24 protein-coding genes are annotated in these 20,015 nt (G+C 36.6%); 10 read left to right on the top strand and 14 right to left on the bottom strand.

Translation table 11 applies throughout. From position 1 onward, the window contains the following. Nucleotides 1–61 precede the first annotated feature (61 nt). The 5 genes from KN1_RS02890 (at nt 62) to KN1_RS02870 (ending at nt 4,495) form a co-directional block, all read left to right on the top strand. Nucleotides 62–1,291, top strand: a complete 1,230-nt coding sequence (locus KN1_RS02890) for an NADP-dependent isocitrate dehydrogenase (protein WP_221289331.1) — start codon at nt 62–64, stop codon at nt 1,289–1,291. A gap of 438 nt (nt 1,292–1,729) precedes the next feature. Then, entirely contained in the window at nt 1,730–2,890 is a 1,161-nt protein-coding gene (locus KN1_RS02885; protein WP_221289330.1) for a Cdc6/Cdc18 family protein, read from the top strand. A 41-nt stretch (nt 2,891–2,931) separates the two neighbouring features. Beyond that, the gene (locus tag KN1_RS02880) at nt 2,932–3,267 is read left to right on the top strand and encodes a DUF6788 family protein (protein WP_225905764.1); all 336 of its coding nucleotides are present in this window, start codon (nt 2,932–2,934) and stop codon (nt 3,265–3,267) included. A gap of 51 nt (nt 3,268–3,318) precedes the next feature. Then, on the top strand, nt 3,319–4,137 hold the full coding sequence (locus KN1_RS02875; RefSeq protein ID WP_221289328.1) for a mechanosensitive ion channel family protein: 819 nt from the start codon (nt 3,319–3,321) through the stop codon (nt 4,135–4,137). 76 nt (nt 4,138–4,213) lie between these two features. Next, a complete protein-coding gene (locus KN1_RS02870; protein WP_221289327.1) occupies nt 4,214–4,495 on the top strand; it encodes a 4a-hydroxytetrahydrobiopterin dehydratase in 282 nt (93 codons plus the stop codon). Here KN1_RS02870 and KN1_RS02865 read toward each other — a convergent pair. The 8 genes from KN1_RS02865 to KN1_RS02830 all read right to left on the bottom strand — a co-directional run bounded on the left by KN1_RS02865 (nt 4,485) and on the right by KN1_RS02830 (nt 10,255). Next, on the bottom strand, nt 4,485–4,997 hold the full coding sequence (locus KN1_RS02865) for a hypothetical protein (protein WP_225905763.1): 513 nt from the start codon (nt 4,995–4,997) through the stop codon (nt 4,485–4,487). The two genes, KN1_RS02870 and KN1_RS02865, sit on opposite strands and share 11 nt — an antisense overlap. 4 nt (nt 4,998–5,001) lie before the next feature. Next, nucleotides 5,002–5,715: a hypothetical protein gene (locus KN1_RS02860; RefSeq protein WP_221289326.1), complete on the bottom strand. Its 714-nt coding sequence runs from the start codon at nt 5,713–5,715 to the stop codon at nt 5,002–5,004. Nucleotides 5,716–5,795: 80 nt separating this feature from the next. Next, the gene (locus KN1_RS02855) at nt 5,796–6,044 is read right to left on the bottom strand and encodes an ArsR/SmtB family transcription factor (protein WP_221289325.1); all 249 of its coding nucleotides are present in this window, start codon (nt 6,042–6,044) and stop codon (nt 5,796–5,798) included. Nucleotides 6,045–6,124: 80 nt separating this feature from the next. Further along, complete coding sequence (locus KN1_RS02850) at nt 6,125–6,406, bottom strand: hypothetical protein (protein ID WP_221289324.1); 282 nt, start codon at nt 6,404–6,406, stop codon at nt 6,125–6,127. 32 nt (nt 6,407–6,438) lie between these two features. Beyond that, nucleotides 6,439–7,254, bottom strand: coding sequence for a nitrilase-related carbon-nitrogen hydrolase (locus KN1_RS02845; RefSeq protein WP_221289323.1), 816 nt, complete (start codon nt 7,252–7,254; stop codon nt 6,439–6,441). Further along, a complete protein-coding gene (locus tag KN1_RS02840; RefSeq protein ID WP_221290501.1) occupies nt 7,245–8,087 on the bottom strand; it encodes an NAD+ synthase in 843 nt (280 codons plus the stop codon). Before KN1_RS02840 ends, KN1_RS02845 begins: the two co-directional genes overlap by 10 nt. Nucleotides 8,088–8,090: 3 nt before the next feature. Further along, a complete protein-coding gene (locus KN1_RS02835; protein ID WP_225905762.1) occupies nt 8,091–9,692 on the bottom strand; it encodes a hypothetical protein in 1,602 nt (533 codons plus the stop codon). Between the two features lie 23 nt (nt 9,693–9,715). Further along, a complete protein-coding gene (locus KN1_RS02830; protein ID WP_221289322.1) occupies nt 9,716–10,255 on the bottom strand; it encodes an NTPase in 540 nt (179 codons plus the stop codon). Nucleotides 10,256–10,500: 245 nt separating this feature from the next. Here KN1_RS02830 and KN1_RS02825 point away from each other — a divergent pair, with 245 nt between their 5' ends. Then, nucleotides 10,501–11,178: a chlorite dismutase family protein gene (locus KN1_RS02825; protein WP_221289321.1), complete on the top strand. Its 678-nt coding sequence runs from the start codon at nt 10,501–10,503 to the stop codon at nt 11,176–11,178. Here the strand turns inward: KN1_RS02825 and KN1_RS02820 are convergent. Continuing rightward, on the bottom strand, nt 11,135–11,659 hold the full coding sequence (locus KN1_RS02820) for an NUDIX hydrolase (RefSeq protein WP_221289320.1): 525 nt from the start codon (nt 11,657–11,659) through the stop codon (nt 11,135–11,137). The genes KN1_RS02825 and KN1_RS02820 overlap by 44 nt on opposite strands. Before the next feature lie 6 nt (nt 11,660–11,665). Beyond that, nucleotides 11,666–12,304 carry a hypothetical protein gene (locus KN1_RS02815; RefSeq protein ID WP_225905761.1) on the bottom strand — a complete coding sequence of 213 codons (639 nt, stop codon included), beginning with the start codon at nt 12,302–12,304 and terminating at the stop codon, nt 11,666–11,668. Nucleotides 12,305–12,449: 145 nt separating this feature from the next. On the opposite strand from KN1_RS02815, the gene KN1_RS02810 reads away from it, so the two are divergent. Genes KN1_RS02810 through KN1_RS02800 form a run of 3 tightly spaced genes read left to right on the top strand, consistent with a single transcriptional unit; the run spans nt 12,450 to nt 17,006 of the window. Continuing rightward, the gene (locus KN1_RS02810; protein ID WP_221289319.1) at nt 12,450–15,464 is read left to right on the top strand and encodes an FAD-binding and (Fe-S)-binding domain-containing protein; all 3,015 of its coding nucleotides are present in this window, start codon (nt 12,450–12,452) and stop codon (nt 15,462–15,464) included. A 47-nt stretch (nt 15,465–15,511) separates the two neighbouring features. Continuing rightward, nucleotides 15,512–16,345, top strand: a complete 834-nt coding sequence (locus KN1_RS02805; RefSeq protein ID WP_221289318.1) for a TIM barrel protein — start codon at nt 15,512–15,514, stop codon at nt 16,343–16,345. A 1-nt stretch (nt 16,346) separates the two neighbouring features. Then, the gene (locus tag KN1_RS02800; RefSeq protein WP_221289317.1) at nt 16,347–17,006 is read left to right on the top strand and encodes a phosphoglycolate phosphatase; all 660 of its coding nucleotides are present in this window, start codon (nt 16,347–16,349) and stop codon (nt 17,004–17,006) included. Here the strand turns inward: KN1_RS02800 and KN1_RS02795 are convergent. From KN1_RS02795 to cobT, 4 genes are read right to left on the bottom strand one after another with little or no spacing between them, the layout of a single operon-like run. Continuing rightward, complete coding sequence (locus KN1_RS02795) at nt 16,971–17,573, bottom strand: METTL5 family protein (RefSeq protein WP_221289316.1); 603 nt, start codon at nt 17,571–17,573, stop codon at nt 16,971–16,973. The genes KN1_RS02800 and KN1_RS02795 overlap by 36 nt on opposite strands. Nucleotides 17,574–17,581: 8 nt before the next feature. After that, nucleotides 17,582–18,217 (bottom strand): HAD family hydrolase, encoded by a 636-nt coding sequence (locus tag KN1_RS02790; protein ID WP_221290498.1) that lies wholly within the window; start codon nt 18,215–18,217, stop codon nt 17,582–17,584. Between the two features lie 30 nt (nt 18,218–18,247). Further along, a complete protein-coding gene (locus KN1_RS02785; protein ID WP_221289315.1) occupies nt 18,248–18,553 on the bottom strand; it encodes a transcriptional regulator in 306 nt (101 codons plus the stop codon). After that, on the bottom strand, nt 18,553–19,593 hold the full coding sequence (cobT, locus tag KN1_RS02780) for a nicotinate mononucleotide-dependent phosphoribosyltransferase CobT (protein ID WP_221289314.1): 1,041 nt from the start codon (nt 19,591–19,593) through the stop codon (nt 18,553–18,555). Before cobT ends, KN1_RS02785 begins: the two co-directional genes overlap by 1 nt. A 38-nt stretch (nt 19,594–19,631) precedes the next feature. On the opposite strand from cobT, the gene KN1_RS02775 reads away from it, so the two are divergent. Beyond that, nucleotides 19,632–19,997, top strand: coding sequence for a hypothetical protein (locus tag KN1_RS02775; protein WP_221289313.1), 366 nt, complete (start codon nt 19,632–19,634; stop codon nt 19,995–19,997). Nucleotides 19,998–20,015 lie beyond the last annotated feature (18 nt).

Raw genomic sequence — 20,015 nt, 5'->3', positions numbered from 1 at the left:
CCATGTCCTTAAAACCTTTTTCGTAAAGCCTAATAACTTAGTGGTAAATCTACAAAGTGATATGTTATACAAAGAACCTGGAGATGGAGAGAGGATCACATTTGAAAAAGGTAAATGGGTTGTACCAGATAAGCCTGTTATCTTATATATAGAAGGAGATGGGATAGGACCCGAAATAACTCAAGCCGCGATTAAGGTAATTAACGCCGCAGTGGAAAAGGCATACGGGAGTAAGAAGGAGATAAAATGGATGGAAGTATATGCGGGAGAAAAGGCCGAAAAAATAGCTGGAAATAGGTTCCCTCAAGATACTCAAGATATGCTCCTTAAGTATAGAGTTGTATTAAAAGGACCCCTAGAAACACCTATAGGCAAAGGATGGAAATCTGTAAATGTAGCTATACGGCTTATGTTAGACCTCTATGCAAATATAAGACCGGTAAAGTATATCCCAGGCTTAGAAAGCCCTCTGAAAAACCCTGAGAAAGTAGATATGATAATTTTCAGGGAAAACACCGATGATTTGTACAGAGGGATAGAGTATCCTTATGATAGCCAAGAAGCTAAAAAAATAAGAGAATTTCTAAGAGAACAGCTAAAAGTGGAAATTGAAGACGACACCGGGATAGGCGTTAAAGTAATAAGCAAGTATAAGACGCAGAGGATCACTAGATTAGCAATCCAATACGCTCTAAATAACAGTAGGAGAAAAGTTACTATAATGCATAAGGGAAACGTAATGAAATACACTGAAGGGGCATTTAGGGAGTGGGCTTATGAAGTAGCCCTTAAAGAGTTTAGGGAACATGTAGTTACTGAAGAAGAAATTAACCGGGGAGTAAAACCAGAAGGAAAAGTCATAATTAATGATAGGATAGCCGATAATATGTTCCAACAGATTATAACGAGGCCAGATGAATACGATATAATCTTAGCCCCTAATGTAAACGGTGACTATATTTCTGATGCAGCAGGTGCTCTAATAGGTAATATCGGAATGCTAGGTGGGGCAAATATAGGTGATGATGGCGGAATGTTTGAAGCGATACACGGTACCGCACCGAAATACGCCGGTAAAAACATAGCAAACCCCACGGGGATAATAAAAGGCGGAGAGCTGATGCTCAGGTTTATGGGTTGGGATAAAGCTGCTGACCTAATAGAAAAGAGTATAAATAAGGCTATAGAGAGGAAACAGGTTACTCAGGACCTAGCTAGATTTATGGGAGTTAAACCGCTAGGCACCAAAGAGTTCTCTGACGCACTAATAGCTATAATTAATGAAAATTAACCTATTACAGTATTTTTCCTTTGTTTCCATCCCTTACATACCCTAACCTGTAAACACAGAGCCAGGTTTTCCTTCGTAAGCCTAATTTAATAACTCATTAGTACAGCGACGAAAAATATCCCTTATTTTTTAATTATACAAACTCTCTTTCAGACTATCACAGCCAAATATTACGTGAAACGGAAGAAGTTTACTCTCTCTGTCAAGCCCTGCGGAAATACACTCCGCACAGTATTATGTTTATAAATAATAATTTCGATATAGTAAAATTATTTTAATGTATCTGATTTAGGGTATAATGGGTATCGTGAAACGATTGAAATTTACTGTATAACTGGGGAGTAAAACAAATGGTATTCTTATCATTCTATATGATTTGGTAAGACCATTAGAAATAACTGATAACCAAAATAACATAAGAAACATCTGAAATGACACGTGGCGATCAGAGAGACACTAAAAGGAGGGAAAGGCGAGGTCATAAAAAACCCTAAAGTGTTTATCGACCCGTTAACTGTATTTAAGGATATACCATTTAGAGAAGACATCCTGAAGGAACTTGCAATAGCAGTGAGGTATTTTGTCAAGAACTCCGTTAAGTTCTCTACATTATTCTTAGGTCTGACCGGTACTGGTAAGACTTTCGTTGCTATGTATATGTTTAATGAAATCGAAGAGGTAAAGAAAGAGGATAAAGATTATGATGGTATAATACAGGCTTATGTAAATTGCAGAGAAGTAGGAGGTACACCACAGGCAGTATTGTCAGCCCTCACAGAAAAGCTGACTGGGATCGATGTCCCGAAGCACGGTATTAACTTGGGGGAATATATAGAAAGGATCAAAGAGGAACTGATGCACCATAAGGCATTAGTCTACCTGGACGAGGTAGACACCTTGGTCAAGAGACGGGGAGGGGATATAGTACTTTACCAGCTACTACGTGTGGACACAGATATCTCTGTGATCATGATTAGTAATGACATAAACATTAGGGATTATATGGAGCCCAGGGTCCTCTCATCGTTAGGTCCGACAGTGTTCTTCAAGCCTTATGACGCGGAACAATTGAAGTATATCCTTTCAATATATGCCGAATATGGTTTATTTAAAGGGTCGTATAACGACGAAATCTTATCCTATATTGCTGCGATATCAGCGAGGGAACATGGTGATGCCAGAAAGGCAGTAAATTTGTTGTTTAGAGCAGCTCAGTTAGCGTCTGGCGAAGGTATAATTAGAAAGGATCACGTAGATAGGGCAATTACTGAGTATGAACAGGAGAGGCTTATAGAGGCTATAAAAGCATTACCTTTCCATTATAAGTTGGCGTTAATGGCTTCTATAAGGGCAGAAGACGTGGTGACAGCTCATAAACTTTACACAGACCTAGCGACTGAGTATAAACAAAAACCGCTTTCATATAGGAGGTTTTCCGATATCATATCTGAACTGGATATGTTTGGTATTATAAAGGTGAAGATTGTAAACAGGGGGAGAGCAGGGGGGATAAGGAAGGTGATCGAGGTGGCTGATAAAGAGAAAATCATGAAAGCGTTAGAGGAAACAATGCAGTTAGAGTACGAGGAGGGCTTGTAACGCTGTTAACATACTGTAATTAAGTGGCTGTAATTAAGGTGGTGAAATTGATTTGGGAGAGAGTTAAAGAAATTGAAGAAAGGAAGAAAGAGCTAGATGCGGAAATTAAAGTATTAACTGAGCAACTAAAGTCCCTGCCTAATGGCCACTTAGAGGAGAAGTTAGTCAAAGGCAAAAAGTATTACTACCTAAGGTATTGGGAGGACGGTAAGTTGAAGAGTAAGTACGTAGGAAAGGACATCGGTGATTTGGTAGAGAAGTTTAGGCTAGCTAGTGAAATTAAAATAAAAATAGATAAATTGAAAAGAGAAAATGAAAGGTTAGGAAGAATCCTAGAAAAAATAAGAAAAATAATAGATGAAGATAAAACAAATTAAATGCTAATGTGTCATTAGTTTTTTATAAGGATAGAAAGAATAGTATAACTGATGTTATTCCTATATCAAGCAACTAGTATATCTCAAGCATTAACTAATTTAGCGACGGAAATAATAAACGCAATACCATCGATAATATTGTTTATAATTATAGTGTTAATAGGTTACATAGTCGCTGTAATAGTGAGTGATATAGTAGGGAGAGTTTTAAGGACAGTATTTACCCATTCTTCAGTTAATATAAGTGCTTCGTTAGTAGCGGGTACGGTAAAAGCGTTAATTATCTTATTGAGCCTAGCTATAGCCCTTTCTATACTTCAACTTGGTGCTGCGTCTACATACATTGCTATAATAGCGAGGTATTTACCCTATTTGGCTGGTGCCATATTATTACTGACACTAGGTATGAGCCTGATCAACGTCTTATTAGACTATATGGCTAGACAGATGCCTATACAAGACCAGTTTATATCAGTGATATTGAGCGTATTAAGGTTCGGCCTTTATGCTGTGATAATAACAATTGCGGCCGAACTGGCAATATTTGAATGGGTTCCCCTAGTAAGTTCCTACTTGTTTTATGACATCCTAATTGGTTCTATAGTCTTGCTGTTCAGCTTCTCAATAACTGACAAAGCTCTAGATACTATAGCGAAGAATGACCCTAACGCAGGTTACATAACTACTTACGGGAGGTTTTTGCTCTACACGATATTCATACTAATCGCTGTTGCGATAATAGTACAGCCTTTCGGTAATGTAACTTCAATATTGCAGACATTAGCATGGGGATTAGCTATAGCCTTCGGTATAATGCTAATACCATTAATTTATATGTTCGTAAAGAAGATGGTAGCTGAAGTAAAGTGATGACAACTCCCCAGTCGGAGTTGTGAAGACTCCTTTAAGTACTGAGTTTTTATATTATGAGTCCAAAAGAAATAGTATGAGAAAACTCGATAGAAAAGAAATCGATGTTTTTTTATCACAATCTTCTGGTTGGAGCCTAAAAGAAAATAAGCTAGAGAAAGTATTTCTTTTTAAGGACTTCAAGCAGTCTGTAGAGTTTATAACAAAGATTCAGCCTATTGCGGATTCCATGAACCACCACCCCGACGTATGCATATACTACAACAAAGTAGTTGTCCAACTTACTACGCATGATGTAGGAGGAATAACAGACCTAGATGTAGAGCTTGCTAAGAAGATAGACAGCGTTAAGTTATAAGAAATCTAATACCTTCTTTTCCTCCCACTCTGGTCCCTTTATTAACTTTTAACCTGAGAATGTTTTCTCGCACTTCGGCTTCGCCGGCCATGTCAACCTTAATTATTCTACCCGGCAAGATCCATAGAGCTTCATATGGATATTCAGCTATTTCTTCTTCATACGTATTGTAATATTCATTTATGCCTTTCTTTAAGCTCCCAGTAAACGTTATGATGAACTCGATCATAGGGTGGTGTGGGTCTAATAACTTAATCTTGACCCATTTGACGTAAGCTCTTACCCTTTTTCCATTTATCCTGATTTCCTCTTCATCTATGATAGCTTGCAAGTTATTCTTAATAGTCTTTAATTCTTCCTTAAGTCGCCTTTTACCTAATGATAAGTAATAGCCTCTTCTGTCTAGGTAGTAAAATGTGGTAAATTGTGTTACTTGCCCATCGCTACTGAAATTAAAAAAACCTGAAGCATAAACTGGTATAACGAAGTCTTTGCTCTGCATAGTTCTATCTTTTACGTTTTCTTTTTCCGCTGGAATCTTGGTGTAGCAGAGGGTCTAAGCTCTCCTTAAGGCTAGGACATTGGTCCAGTTTAGCCAGGACTAAATTAATGAAACAACATAAGCTCTTTAGCCTTTCAAATGAGGTAAACTTGATAGAATTCTGTGGCCTTTCAGTGGAAATAGTAAGGAACTTCACCTGTCCTGCTAGTGCTTTTAGGACTAGTCTTTCAGTAGATAGGAGCTCTGTAGAAGACCACTTTCCTTCACTCTGTTCTGGTAACTTTAGTTCTTTCTGTGTGATACCCTGGCATTCCTCTTTTACATCAACTTCTTCTCTTTTATCCATTAAGTCTACTACCTCGGATTCGTTAGAGGTCTGAGAGCTGAGGAACTTATCAAATAGTTCTTTCAATTGTTGATTATTATAAGCGCAACAACTGAGTTTTCCTAATTCTTCTAATAGCGTAAAGTCACGGAGGGTTATATTATTAGTCCCCCTACTTGTAGATATTGATAGTAGAGTGGGCCCGTTAGATATCATTAAGACTTCAAACCTGAAATAGTTACTTTCAGCCAGCCTTATAATGTATGTTTTTCCGCTTTCATTTGAGAGTTTTCTGAATTCCTCAAATTTTGAGGTAAAGAATTCTTTGTTACAATCAGAAATTAGGAAATTAAAGCCCCTAATGTCTTTCACAGACTCTGTCGAGCACTTCATATTCCTATTTGATCTCCATTTGTAGAATATAAAAATAATTGGTGTTATTTTCCTGTTTTATACGAGTATTGGAAGAAAAGTTAATAATCTCTTAAGAGCAGCTTTGCGTTTTTGGTAAGCTCATAGTAATATTTCCTGCCTTTTCTAATATTTACTAGACCAAATTTTTGCAATAATTCGAGGTGATATCTTGCTGTAGAATAGTTTATGTTTAGCTCTTTAGAAAGTTCATAGGCGGTTTTTGGTCCTTCTTGCAAGCTATCTATTATTTTCTTCCTTGTTTCCCAGCCGGGTAGTGTTAAGAGTTCATCTACTTTTGTGATGCTCATGTGATTATACTTGTTTTCTATTATGCTTAAATCTAAGCCGTTTTAGATAGTAATAAACTCATTTTCATTTTAAAAATTTGTTATCTGATAGGGAAGTATCTCTCTCGGTTTACAAACATAAATAGTAATAGGAATAGTAGTAGTGCTAATACTACAAACGTATAATAGGGCTCCCGTAGTCCTAAGAGCAGTAGAAGAAATATCGAAAAAGGTATAGGCAGAAAACTTTTGTTATTTAGACTGTGGAACAGAGAAAACGCAATAGCCGGTACTAAAAATAATGGGTTATATATAGACAATATTAACAATATTAGTAATAGTAACAGTAATATTCTACCAATACTAATTCTCTGTGTCAGCATAATTATTTGATATTAGTCGGTAAAGTATAAATTTATAGCTTATGTAAAACCTCGTGGAAGCCTTGTAAATGTTCTCTGAAACTGCTGAAAAATCTATTTTTTCTCACTTCGTCTAAATTTATTTCGGTAATAACTCTATCCTCTTCGAATAATTTTGCTGAAGTAATAATTTCACCTAATGGAGAAATAACCATAGAACCGCCCCAAAAGAACTCCTCTTCCTGGCTTCCTACAGTATTTACAAAGATACTCCAGATACCGTTTATAATAGAGTGCGCTTTTAATAGAGCTTCCCACTGGTCTTTAATTACTAAACTCCTAGAAAGTCTTCTCATAGGCGAAGCTGCAGGTACAAATATCAGATCCGCACCCATTAGAGCAAGGGCTTCTATTGGTTCGTAGTGCCATGCGTCTTCACAGATAACTACCCCAAACTTATATCCCTTATATTCATTAACAATAAGGTCTGTCCTTGGGTCACCTGCTTGGAAATATCTCCTTTCTTCGAAAAGCCCATAAGTAGGCAGATAGAACTTGTAAATGTAATTTGTTTTTTCATCAGTTAAAATTACTACGCTATTTCTTAGAATGCCAGGTCTAACTTCTTTTACTAATCCTGCAATTACACACTTTTTTCCCTTATTATCAAGTAGTTTATGTACTGCTTTTTCACTTTCTTTATACACGTCAAATACTAAATCTCTCAACACGTAGCCAGTAAGTGACAATTCCGGGAATATAATACAGTCAGCGGATGAGGTTTGTATTATTTCTATGTGTTTATCTAAGTTATAAGGGACATCACCTAACTTCGGTTTTATCTGTGCAAGTTCTATTTTTAACCCCATTGTCTAGGATATCTCCAGTCAGAATTTATAGCCCTACCGCTTATTCGAAAGATTTCTGGCGGTAGTCTCTTGTGTTGGGAAACTTTGACCATTTTAATTATTTTTTTCACGGTAGGTAGTTCCGTACCCGTCATTTTACTTATATCTCCTTCATCGAACATTTCCTCGAACTTCAGGTAAAGTATCGAATCTATCGTTTCATAGTCTACTCCTATTTCACCTTCTGCTGTTTGCCCTTCCCACAATCCAGGTGAGGGAGGTTTATCTACTATTTCTTTTGGTACACCTAGATAAGATCCCAGGGCCCTAACTTGTGATTTGTATAAGTCACCTATCGGGAGTATATCTACCCCACCGTCTCCGTATTTCGTAAAATACCCTAGCATTAGTTCACTTTTGTCCCCAGTACCGATAACAAGGTAATTACGTTTCTGTGCATAAGCGTAAAGCAGTACCATTCTTATTCTCGCTTTTATATTTCCTATGATTAATTTGTCGTCGGTGTTTATTAGTCTACTAAATTCTTCAGTGAGGTTATCAATATTAACTAGAGAGTACTGGTCATCTCTAGCTTTTATTAATTTCAAGATCTGGTAAGCATGTTCGATGTCTTTTAGGGGAGTAGATTTTGAAGGCATTAACAAGAAATAGGTTTTTGGCGTTGCCTTTGATAATAATATTGCTGTTACTGAGGAGTCAATTCCTCCACTTAGTCCTACTATTCCTCCTTCTTTTCCACTTTCTTCAATATATTCTCTAATTCTTTTCGTTATATACTCTATTATTTGGTCATAATTTATGGAGATAAGTTTTTTCCTAACATATTCTGGCATCATTTATGATACATTCGGCGAAGAGGTATTTACAGTATATGTTGCGAAATAATAATTGTAATATACTTGGACTGTGAAGACAGTACTGTTGATACTTTCATTTAGTTCTGGGGCGTATGCAAATACTAACCCCGTAGAATTAGGTGGAATGCTTCCTGCTGAGAAGTTCCATACCATGTTCAGGTTGTTAGGGAGTGATACTCTAACTAAGGTTATATTTATCGTATATGGTTTCGTATTATATACTTTTATTAGAAGCGCATTATAGGGTAATTTACCCAATGGATATACTCCTTCTATATTCAACGGGTCTGATTGGACGTAATTTATATGAGCATAGACTGCTAGTGAACTCAGTAAAGTTATTACGAGGAATAGTGGGAGTAATATCTGTCGCTTAATATCTATTCTAATATTCGGGATTTTATTATAATCTACATTATATAAAGATAAGAATAATAAAGGAATCCATATAAAGAAATATTCTGTTAATGTCCTCCATAAAAACCAGCTGATTATCAGAGGAAATATCCATAGACTTTCTTTAATCAACTCAAAATGTTTTGCATAAATATAAATCAGGAATAACGATATTATTCCTAAGCTTAACGTGAAAAACCAAGGCTCTAGGGGGAAAACACCTGAATAGGATATAACTGTAAGACCTAGTTGCCCTACGGGTATTGTATAGGAATCTGTAGTTATAACGTTGTAGATAAATGCGTGCGGGTCCCAAAGTAGAAAAGGTAATGATAACGCTGAGATCGTGATTAGAAAGGGTACAAAATATCCTTTAATGGTTTGTGTAGGTTTTTCCCTGTTATCCTTTATTCTGTATATTAAGACAAAAGGTACTGCAAGCCAAGAGAGCTGTGTTAACATTGTAGCTAGACCTAATGATACTCCGCCTATTTTATCTCGTCTAGTGTAGGCTATTGCCAAAAATGTCGTGGGTATTACAGCGAATACTCCGTAGAACGGAGGGACTGAGGCAGCTGTCATTATATAGATGAAAATTACCGGTAATAACGCAAAAGGGTCTTCCTTTTTCCTACCCTCGAGGTAAATTATAATTGATAAAATTACGTCAAAAATTACATTTTCTAAGTTCAAATAATAGGGTGGTAGACTCAAAAACTTTAGAAGTAGATAAAATGGTATATAGATTATAAAAGAGAAAGGAGGATATATAAAGTGAGCAGCATACCCTCCGTTTAAGGTATAAGTTGGGCATACACCCTTAGGATAATAGTTTAATGAGTAAGGATCCTTACCGCTGAATAGGTTATTTAGTGCTTCGTAGATGTATTCCATATCATCGGTACCAAAGGAGTTAATCAGGGTAACGCTAACTAGTAGAAAAGTTATACTAGATATGAAGGCCACATAATCATCTAGGATGGTTATTTTTCTATAAGGGTTTAGGAGATGTGGGTTTACTACTATTATTATCATGGCTATAACTAGGAAAAAGGAGATCGATATTACTGAGGCAGATATAGGATTAGAAAGGACGCTCGTTCTAAAATTTAGTACGATAAGTACATACAATATTACTGAAGTTAGTATAATGTAGGTTATTCTATGTCTAAGATTGTTATCCACACCATTTGAGTTACTCTGGGCCTTTAATTGTTTTTTCTTAAATTCAGACTGCTATTGTTTTTTCTCAGAACAGCTAAAACTTGGTCTAGTAGTTGGGAGAAAACAGCATCTCTGTTATTTTCTGTTATTTCTATTAATTTTCCTTCTAATTTAATAGACCTGTGTAGGACTGCTACTACAAAGAAGTCTGACTCTAAGACTTTATCTATTAGGGTCTTGAGGCTAGGGACCGAGAGTTCCATTGGGCCTATTTCATCGATAGCTATTACGTCAGGTTTTGCGAAAATTTCATTTTCAAGGTTTTTTACGTAATTTTCATTTAGAACAACAAAATACTTGCCAACCTTAACGTTACTTTTTTTCTCCGTTGTGGCTAGCAGTTCTTCCTTGCCTGAAGGTATACTTATTATCTTAAAACCAGTCCTAATCCCACCTTTTCTAATCTCGGGACAATAGAAACCTGTAACATTTACGTTTAACCTTAAGAGTTCATTAACCAGTCTCATTAAAACCTTTGTTTTGCCAACACCTGGTTTACCAGTTATAAATAGCCTATTACCCATTAATAGGTAATCTCAGTTATAATAATTATATTCTCGGTGAGTCTACAAAGGGTAACAAGACCGTTAATGTGGGCGGAAAAACTTGATATACGGGAGGACGTGGTCTTGCCCTTTAGTCTCTAAGTAAGTGTAAAATAAGGTTATTAAGATAAGGGTTTTGTAAAGATTATGGGAGGGAAATATTATTCATTATTAATGGAGTTCGTGTAATAAGGCGTTAATATGAGTTAGTATTATATTAACTTATGTCAATTACTTCACAAGGCGTTTTCATGTATGTTATATCGTTAAAGTTTTCTGATAAATGGTGGGAATTAAGCAAAGCTCAAAGAGGCCAATTTATCTCGACAATCGGTGAAGTGGAAAAGTCACATTATAATAAATTAGGTTCTATAAAGAGATACAATTCACTGAGAGATAACGGAGATATTATATATTGGGTGGCTGATACCGATACGTCGAATTTGAACGAGTTCAGATATTCTGTTTTATCCTCTCTTTCTGGGCTTGTCAGTGAACGTTTATTATTCTTTTCTTATTTCAAACCTTCTCCTTATACCGGTAAGACGTCTGTGGAGATCCTAAAGTACATTAAGCAAGAGCCATTAAGGTATTTTGTCGCTTATCCGATGAAAAAGACCGTAGACTGGTATTTACTTCCTTTTGAAGAAAGGAAAGAGGTTATGGATGAACATATAAACGTTGCAAGGTCACACCCCGATAATAAAGGGATAAGGTCTTATACTACTTATTCCTTCGGTATAGGTGATTATGAATTTGTCGTAATCTATGAGATACCCGAGTTAGATAAGTGGATAAATGTAGTTGAAAGGCTTAGGGAAGTAAAGGCTAGAAAATGGGTCGCTTTTGAAGAGCCCATTATTGTAGGAGAAATAGGAGATCTCTATATTTTCTTGAAATAAATAGTAAAGAGAGGATCGTCTTCCCATCTTCTATTTTCCCATCTTCGACTAGCCTTATTGCGTCATTAAGCTTAATTTCGAATGGTTCGATCACTTCATACTCCTCCAATTTTTGGGCAGTTTTCTCTAATTTAGTAGCTAGGTATAAGTGCATTACTTCAGTCATTACACCTGGAGAGACATAAAATGACAAGATTTTCTGAAGTTTACCTGCTTTGTATCCTACTTCTTCTTCTAATTCCCTTGAGGCAGTAGTTTCTAATTGTTCGCCTTCTTCTATAGTGCCTGCGGGAAATTCTATCAACCATTTTCCTATTATAGGCCTATATTGCCTTATCATAATTATTGTCTCATTATCTAGAAATGGTGCTATTACTACCGAGCCACGATGTCTTACGTAAGGTTTTTCTACTGTCTTACCATTAGGTAGAGTAAAATTGTTTATTTCTACGTCGAATTTTCTTGAAGAGTAGATCTTCATTTGAGACTATAAACTGAATTTAGGGTATTTTTGTTTAATTATTACGTATATCCTTTCCCAATCTATTTTAACCAGTATTATTCCTAGAATTACAAAGGCTACGGAAGAGATTATTGTTAACTCCAGTGGGCTTAATCCACTTATGGAACTTATCTGAATTATTCCCAGTATTTCTAAAGGTATCTCTATGCTGCTTTTTATTATTTTAGCTGGTATAGTTATTTTGATCATTCTAAGCAAGGAAGTCTTTACCAGACCTCCGCCGATGTATAAATAATCATCTAGTGGAAGACCGGGCAGTATTGCTAAGATAAATAATGATAATAAGAAATATTTAGAGTTTATAAACCGTTTCAAAATCGGTAAATTCTTATTTTTATTGAGAGGTTTTTCTAGTCCTACGCCCAAAAGGTACGTTAAAATTTTAGCTAAAGCTGCCCCAATGCCAGAAACTAATATATATATTCCAGCTAGGAGTAAAGGAGCATGATAATGGATTATGAAATACGATGTAATTATAGTGTAAGGAGCCCCTGCAAACGGTATTATATTTGATATAAAGCTTAAACCAAATACTATTAATAATGTGAGTAAGATTGCATTCACTGCTTCATATACTTGCTTGTTAAATTTTAATTTTTCCAAAGTTTTTGTATGCGATTAGTTAGTGAATTTAATAGAATTTATTAGGAACGAGAGTTTTGCAATGATAAAAAATATTATTTATTGTTACAAAAGATTATAAAGGGGTATAGGTAAAGGTTATTTACAATAATGAGGTGTCATTAAGTTGGGAATAAGGGAAGAATTAGAATCACGTTTTGGGAATAACTTTTCCGATAGTATTACTGAGAGGTTCTCACATTCAGCTGACATGGGGTTTGTACCTCAACTAGTATGGTCTGGTGGATTAAAATTAAATCTTATTCCAGATTACGTGGTCTATCCTACGTCTATTGAAGACGTCGTTGATCTCGTAAAAATTGCTTTGAAATACAAAGTCCCTATAATACCTTACGGTAGGGCTACAAACAGATACGGTAATGCTATTCCAGTTGACGGCGGGATTATAGTAGACTTTGCTAAGATGGACAAGGTAGAAATAGACGAAGTTAATTCACAAGCTATATCTGAGCCGGGCGCTACGTGGAAACTAGTTGACTTGGCTGCACAGTCTAAAGGTTTACAGTTAAGGACCTTTCCCTCGTCATATGATTCGACCGTGGGTGGGGGAGTAGCGGGCGATGCATTAGGTATAGGCTCTTACGAGTACGGCTTTATATCAGATAACGTTTCCTTCGTAGACATGATTAACCCTAAGGGAGAGATAGTCAGGTTAGAAGGTTCTAATTTAGCTTTAGTTTCTGGTGCAGAAGGTATAACTGGGATTATAGTAAGAGCCGGGATTAAGTTAAGGAAATATGCCCCGACAGAAGCGATCGTATTAGCTTTTAACTCATTTGAAGACGCCATAAAAGCTGTAGGAGAATTTTATAGAGAAGTAATACCCGCTTGGCACGTCCAGGTTAGAGGTCCATCTATATCGACGAATATAGTAGATAGGTTTAACGCGAAACTAAGCAGAGGAAAATGGAACATGATCATTATGTACCCATCTACTAGGTCTACTCTAGTAGAGCCTAAGATCTATAGGATAGCGCAAATGTTTAATTCTGAAATTTATGAAGGGGAGTGGACGGGCTGGTGGTCTTTTAATCACGGTGTAGTTGCAGCTTTAAGGTCTAAGGGTCTCTTAATACACCAGCATGGCCTTATTCATTATACTAAATTAGGGGAACTTGTTAACGAGCTAAAAGGATTTTTAGGTGAATTAGGGAAGTTGGAACCTAATGCCGGGTTTGACCTTGATATAGACCTTGAGAAGAGAGAAGTATTGCTGGTGAACGCCTTTACGGAAGTCTCGCTTAAGAATGAAGATAAAAAGATCATTTACGATTTAGCTAAAAATACGTTAATGATGGACTCGTTTATAAAAGTTGGAGGTGCCCTACTCTCTGTAGGTATATTTGCACATAAGTACGCTAAGAATAGGCTCAGTGCGATGGGTAAGACGTTCCAACAATTAGGAATTGATAGATATGAAGTAATCAAGAAGTACAAAGAGGAAATGGATCCAGAAGAAATATTCAATCCGGGTAAAGTCCTAGACCCTAAGAAGAGGGGTAAGGTAGTCCTTGAAATAGTAGGTAAGCAACAAGAGGCTTTAAGGTTTAGGTTTGGTATAGGTTTTGCTAAGGCTATAACACCTGGTGGAGAGGTCAACGGGTTTACATACGTTAAGAGGTATTTGGATATATTTACGGACTATGCTATGCAGTGTATAGACTGTGCAATGTGCGTAACGGTGTGTCCACAATTCAAGCTAATTCCACAAACGCCTTATGCCCCTAAAGGGATGTTTGATTTTGTTAAAGGTGCTATAACGTATTACCACCTTAAAGGAGGAGTAGATATAACAGATGATGCCATAGTTGAGTTATCAGGTTGTCATAAATGTGGGTTATGTGATGGTGTATGTCCAGCTAAAATACCTATTTCTTCACTATTAGTCAGGCTAAACGGTATAGTAGCTAAGAAGATGCCAGAGGAGCCCCCAGTTGACGTTCCTTTACTTCAAGACCCTGAGTTAAAGTCGGTAAACGATAGCTCAAGCGATATAGTATTATGGGTTGGAAGGAACTTAGTTGAAAACCCTAATGTAGCGATAACTGTTCTAAGGCTTTTGAAACTTTTAGGTGCTAAAGTAAGAGTAGTTGGGACTACCTATGATAGCGGATTTATGGACTATATCAGCGGAGGTGAAAAATTAAACGAGAAAATGGAGAAAAACAAATCAATTTTATCTACAGCAGTAGAAGTTATAACTATATCGCCTGAAGACTATAGGGTGTTTTCTGAAGCCTACAAGGACTATTCCAATATGAACAGTATGAGAGTAGGGTTTGAGGTGTCACCGATAGAGCTGAGATTACTCAAGTCATTACAAATAGATGGAAATGGAGAAGAGATATATCTACATGCGGCGTGTTTTGCTACCCCTTACGTCGGAGAGATTGTAAAGAGGCTTACGGATTTAGGTTTTAGAGTTAAAAAGGTAGAAGGATGTTCAGGTGCAATACTAGAGAAAAACTTAGGTAAAAGAGCTGATAAAATGGCCAGGGCCTTAGGTGCTAAATATCCCATGTTAATAACCTTGTGCCCTCTAGCTGCTCTCAAGTTTAAGGAAAATGGAGTTCCCTCTAAAACACTAGTAGAGTTCGTAGCAGAGAAAGTGGGACTGACGCCAGTAGTTTCAACTTCAATGAAAGTTAAATTAGAATTATCAGATACAGAAAAGCAAGACCTTAAGAACTCTATCACGACTTCAATTATAAAAAGTCTGTCTAGTAAGTCAAGTATCATTGCTGATACGGTGACCTTTACAAGCAGTGGGATAGATGAGTATAAGAAAATTATAGAGAATGTTGTTATTGAAGCGTTAAATGAGGCAGGGAATGGGATAAGGACCTATATAAAGAAACTTATAGATAATAAGAAATCGCAAGGTGCTTCATATGATGACATAGTAAATTACTTGTCTACGTTAATTAGGGAAATAAGTAGTATAATTTCGACTATGCCTCTAGATCCTATAGTTGACGTTGTAGTAAACCAAGTAAAAGGATTAACTACAGAACAGTTTGATGAAGGAGTATTAAAGCAGACTCTAGTGTTATTAGTGAGAGAGAATGAGAGAGTGATTAAAGAGAAGGCGACTACCTTGACTGCGGATGCAACTAGCTAGTCGAAGTAGTCTTACTCTTTTAAATCCTTTTTACGTATAGCACAATTATGGTTAAGATATATTTAGGGCCTGCAGGGGTTCCTCTATCTTCAAAAAAGAGGAATACAATAGACGGGATAAGGACTGTTAAGGAATTAGGACTAAACGCTATGGAGGTGGAGTTTGTTCAAGGAGTTAAAATGAAACCTGAATCGGCGGAAGAAGCAGGGAAAATTGCAGAGGAGTTGGGAGTTAGACTTTCTGTTCATGCACCGTATTTTGTGAATTTATGTTCTAATGAACGGGAAAAGGTAGAAGCGTCTAAGGCTAGGATCTTTGATACTGCTGATAGGGCTGAGAGGATGAAAGCTGACGCGATTGCTATCCATATTGCCTTTTACGGTAAGTTAAGCCCTGAGGAATGTTACCAACAAGTTAAATCAGAATTGGGAGAAGTTGTCGATAAGGCAAGGTCTCAGGGAATTAAAAATGTAAAATTTGGCGTAGAAACAATGGCTAAAGATACGGCTTTCGGTACTCTCGATGAAGTGGTTTCTATCTCGAAAGAAATCAAAGGAGTCATTCCTTATATCGATTGGGCTCACACTTTTGCTAGACAGGGTGGGAGAATTGACTACGGAGAAATCATAGATAGGCTTAAAAGAGAATTAGGTCTTACTCATATAAACTCTCATTTTGAGTCTCTTGTCTTTAGGAATGGTAAGTATGTTGATGAGCACCTACCAATTGAGAATGATGCACCTCCCTTTAAACCTCTAGCTGAAGAATTAGTAAAAAGAGAGGACTTGTCAATCACGTTGATATGTGAAAGCCCGGAACTTGAAAAGGACGCCCTTAAGATGAAAAAAGTATTAGAGGAATTAGGTTACAAATTTACCTAAAATGAGTTATCTATTTGCCTCTGATTACGATAGGACATTAGCAGATGAAAAAGACAATTTCGTCATAAAAAAGGAAGTAGCTGAATTCATAAATAATTTTTCAAGTAGATACCCTTTTTTTGTAGTTACGGGGAGGGAAAGAAAGTTTATCTCCAAGTTGGCTCCCGCCCTTAAGCCTACCGGTTGGGTTCTTGAAAACGGTGCAATAATAATTTATCAAGGTAAGGTATTTACTAACGCACCGAATAATTGGCCTGAGGTAAGAAAAGAAGTATTAGAAGAGCTAGATCGGACAGGTATACAGTACAGTGTAGGTGAGGTGATTGTTTATGTTAACAACGTTATTAATCCTTTAAATATAAATGTAAAAGGTGTTAAAGTGGAATGGAATAGAAATGACGCTATGATATTACCTGATAATGTTGATAAAGGGAGTGGTGTCATGTTTGTCAAAAGCCTCCTTAACTTTTCTGGTAAGGTAGTAGCTCTAGGCGATAGTCAGAACGATTTGTCTCTATTTAAGGTAGCTGATATTAAGGTCGCTGTTGGTAACGCATTACCTGAGATTAAGGCTATTGCGGATATAATCCTTGATAAACCAAATGGAGACGGGATATTAGAATTCTTAAAAGGGATAACTTCTGGGCGGATGTCTCTTTAAAATGTAGAGGTCTACCATAAATATATGGTGCCTCTCCTTATGCCAAGGATAATAAGGTCTCAGCTCGTAGTTTAGAGTGACAACTTCTGTAGACCTATTGAACTCACCGGCTAATCTTTCAATTAGTTTTCTAGTCATAATATTGGACTTATGGATAGTGTATACTGTATCAGCTATTTCTAATGCTTTTTTAAGAAATGTAATATCAATACCTTTTCTTACTACTCCAAATGGTGGGTTCTGGATTACAGTATCGATTTCCCTTGAAATATTAAGCTTCTCTACATCAGCAAGCAAGAAATCTGCATTTAAGCCGTTTTCTTCAAAGAATTCTCTAGCAAGATAAATACTCTCCTTGTCTATTTCTATACATAGGCAATCTGAACCAAGAATAACTGCACCAGCGCAAAGCCTGCCCGTGCCACAGCCTAAGTCCGCAACGTATTTTTCTCTACCTATTTCGTTTCTTAAATAAGCTGTCCACAGTAGCGTTGATGCTAAATTTGAAGGAGTGATATATTGCTCTAATTCGTATTTAGGGTTTGGATGTGGTGGGACTTTTTCCAAAAATATTTCTAGATATTTTTTATTAATTCTAGGACTTCTAATAGGTTTTTCACCTTATTAGCGTTGATATCGTCATAGTAGTTATATCTATCAAGGAGTATAGGAGTTATCCCAGCTCTTAAAGCTCCTATATAGTCAATTTCGTAAATATCACCGATGTGGAAAACTGGTTTACCGTATTTCTCTATACCGATTCTGAATATACGAGGGTGGGGTTTCATTATACCAAGGTCGCAAGATGCTATAATATCATCGAGATAGCTAGTGAGGTCTAAATCGTCGACGATTTTATATACGCTTCGCGTAGCGTTTGTAATCATCACAACCTTGTATCCGTATTTCTTTAACTCACTAAGAAAAAGTTTTGCATCGTCGAATAGCTCCCAATGGCCCGAGAGTAATACTAGAGACTTTAACTGCTCTATAAGACATCTCTTAGGGCATATTTTTAGATCATAAAGCACCTCTTTAAAATCTAGTTCGCTTAGCCCTCCAAGGACTGGGTCAGGAAAATGGTCTTTCCCAAGGCTCTTATATACTGCACGAAATACTTGTTTTTCATTAACCTTATACCCTTTCTTGACTAGAAACTCATATAAGGGTTGGTGAAATTTTGGCGAAAAACTCACTAAGGTCTCTCCCATGTCTACAAAAATTACTTTACCCAAACTTGATCACCTGATAAGGAATCTAGGTGGTTCAATATCCTCACTTTTACACTTTGGACATTTACTAGGTTTTTTAGGTTTTTCGAGGTTAAATACATATCCACATTTCCTACACTTAGGTAAATATACTATTAACTGCATATTCTTTCTTTTCAACGATTTAGCTATATGTAATAGGTGTTCATATACAATTTTCTCATTTTCTATGCATAATCTCTCTTTGATTTCTTTAGCTGTTAAAGGATAATCAGAATATTTGAGGAGTATAATAATTTTTTCTCTCGTAGTAAGGAAGTCAAAATCTGCTAGCATTACTTGTTATTACTCATTAATTGGGAATATATTTCTTCAACTTTATTTAAAATGTCTTCAGGAGTATATCCATGTGCTAGGGCTAACCCTGAAGCTCCTCCGGCTCCTACTCCTTCTTTAACATATCCCTTTTCATAAGCTCTTAGACCCTCAAATTTTGACCTAGAGAAATCTAGAGTAGATGCGGCTAAAGATACCCCTACTTGCTTAGCTAAACTAACGATATCAGAGGAGGTGTCTTCAACTATCCACTTAGTCGTAATTATAGTGGCTTTAGTTAGTGCTGATTTATCAAGTTCTCTAATTAACGCGGATGCAGCTGTCATTTGTGTCCCTCCGGCTAAAACGACATCCCCTTTAAACCCGATTGTTAACCCTGCAGCTGCCAATAACATAGGGTCTGCCAGCTTACTGACCTTACCCAAGGTGTCTTCTGGCAAGTCCTTAATAGCCTCTAAGACAACCTTTCTCTTAAGGTCTTTTGGGTTCTGGGGTGATGCAGAACTCACTTTATCTAGTGCGTCATAGCCCAGACCCGTTAGTAACGCCATTGCCGTAGTAGTCCCTGCTGGTATTGATTCTCCAATAATTAAAAGGTCAAAGGATTTAGATAGTTCCTCTCCTAATATTATACTGTTCTCCAGTATTTTTTGGGCTGCTTCCTTTCTTAACGAGAATTTTCTAATATCTCCTCCAGGCTCTCCTCCAATATCTATAATAGGTAGTCGTGGGATAACCCTACTACCAGCATTTATTATTAGCTTTGGTATTTTAACTAGTTCTAGTGAGGCTCTGGTAATAATTGCTGGTGTAGGAATGCCGTCAGGTGTTATCGGTATTGTGTTTATCGATCTACATTTCCCTAGGATCAAGAACTCAGCATCCGCAGCAGGGGTAAAATGGGTCAATTCGGGTGTAGCTCCTGCTACTGTAATCCCTGGAATAAGGCTCACATCAGTTGTCGCTATGACCAGTGTGAATAATGTTCTTCTGTCTTTTAGATCCTTTACACTCCCTAGTATTTCCTTTATGTATTGCATAAGTGACTTTTTGTTAAAATGCACACATTTTAATTTTGATGGATATATTCTGGGAATACTACAGAGGTATTGAAAAGGGGACAAAGGTTACTTTTGAGGAATTTTCTTCTAACAAGCAATTGAAAAAAGAAGTAACGGACGCTATAAAAGGACTTTACACTCTTATACTTCAAGAAGTGCAAAAGAAGTTAAACTTGGCAAAGATCGAATCTAGTGATTTTATATGGGATTTGGCTAGACTTAAGGCCATTAAACCAGAATTGATACAAGAGTATTTAGATATAATAGACGTGGTGAGTAAGATAGATAAAGTAGACGATCTAACACTATACACTATGTTGGTCAGAATTATGGAAGATTTGGAGGAACTATATTTTTCAATAATAAAGTTTAAAACTGATTAAATCATAGAACACATGTTC

Source organism: Stygiolobus caldivivus (assembly GCF_019704315.1).
GTDB classification, from domain to species: Archaea; Thermoproteota; Thermoprotei_A; order Sulfolobales; family Sulfolobaceae; genus Stygiolobus; species Stygiolobus caldivivus.
Note: the sequence above shows the minus strand (reverse complement) of the source record. Positions and strands in the feature narration are given on the sequence as shown.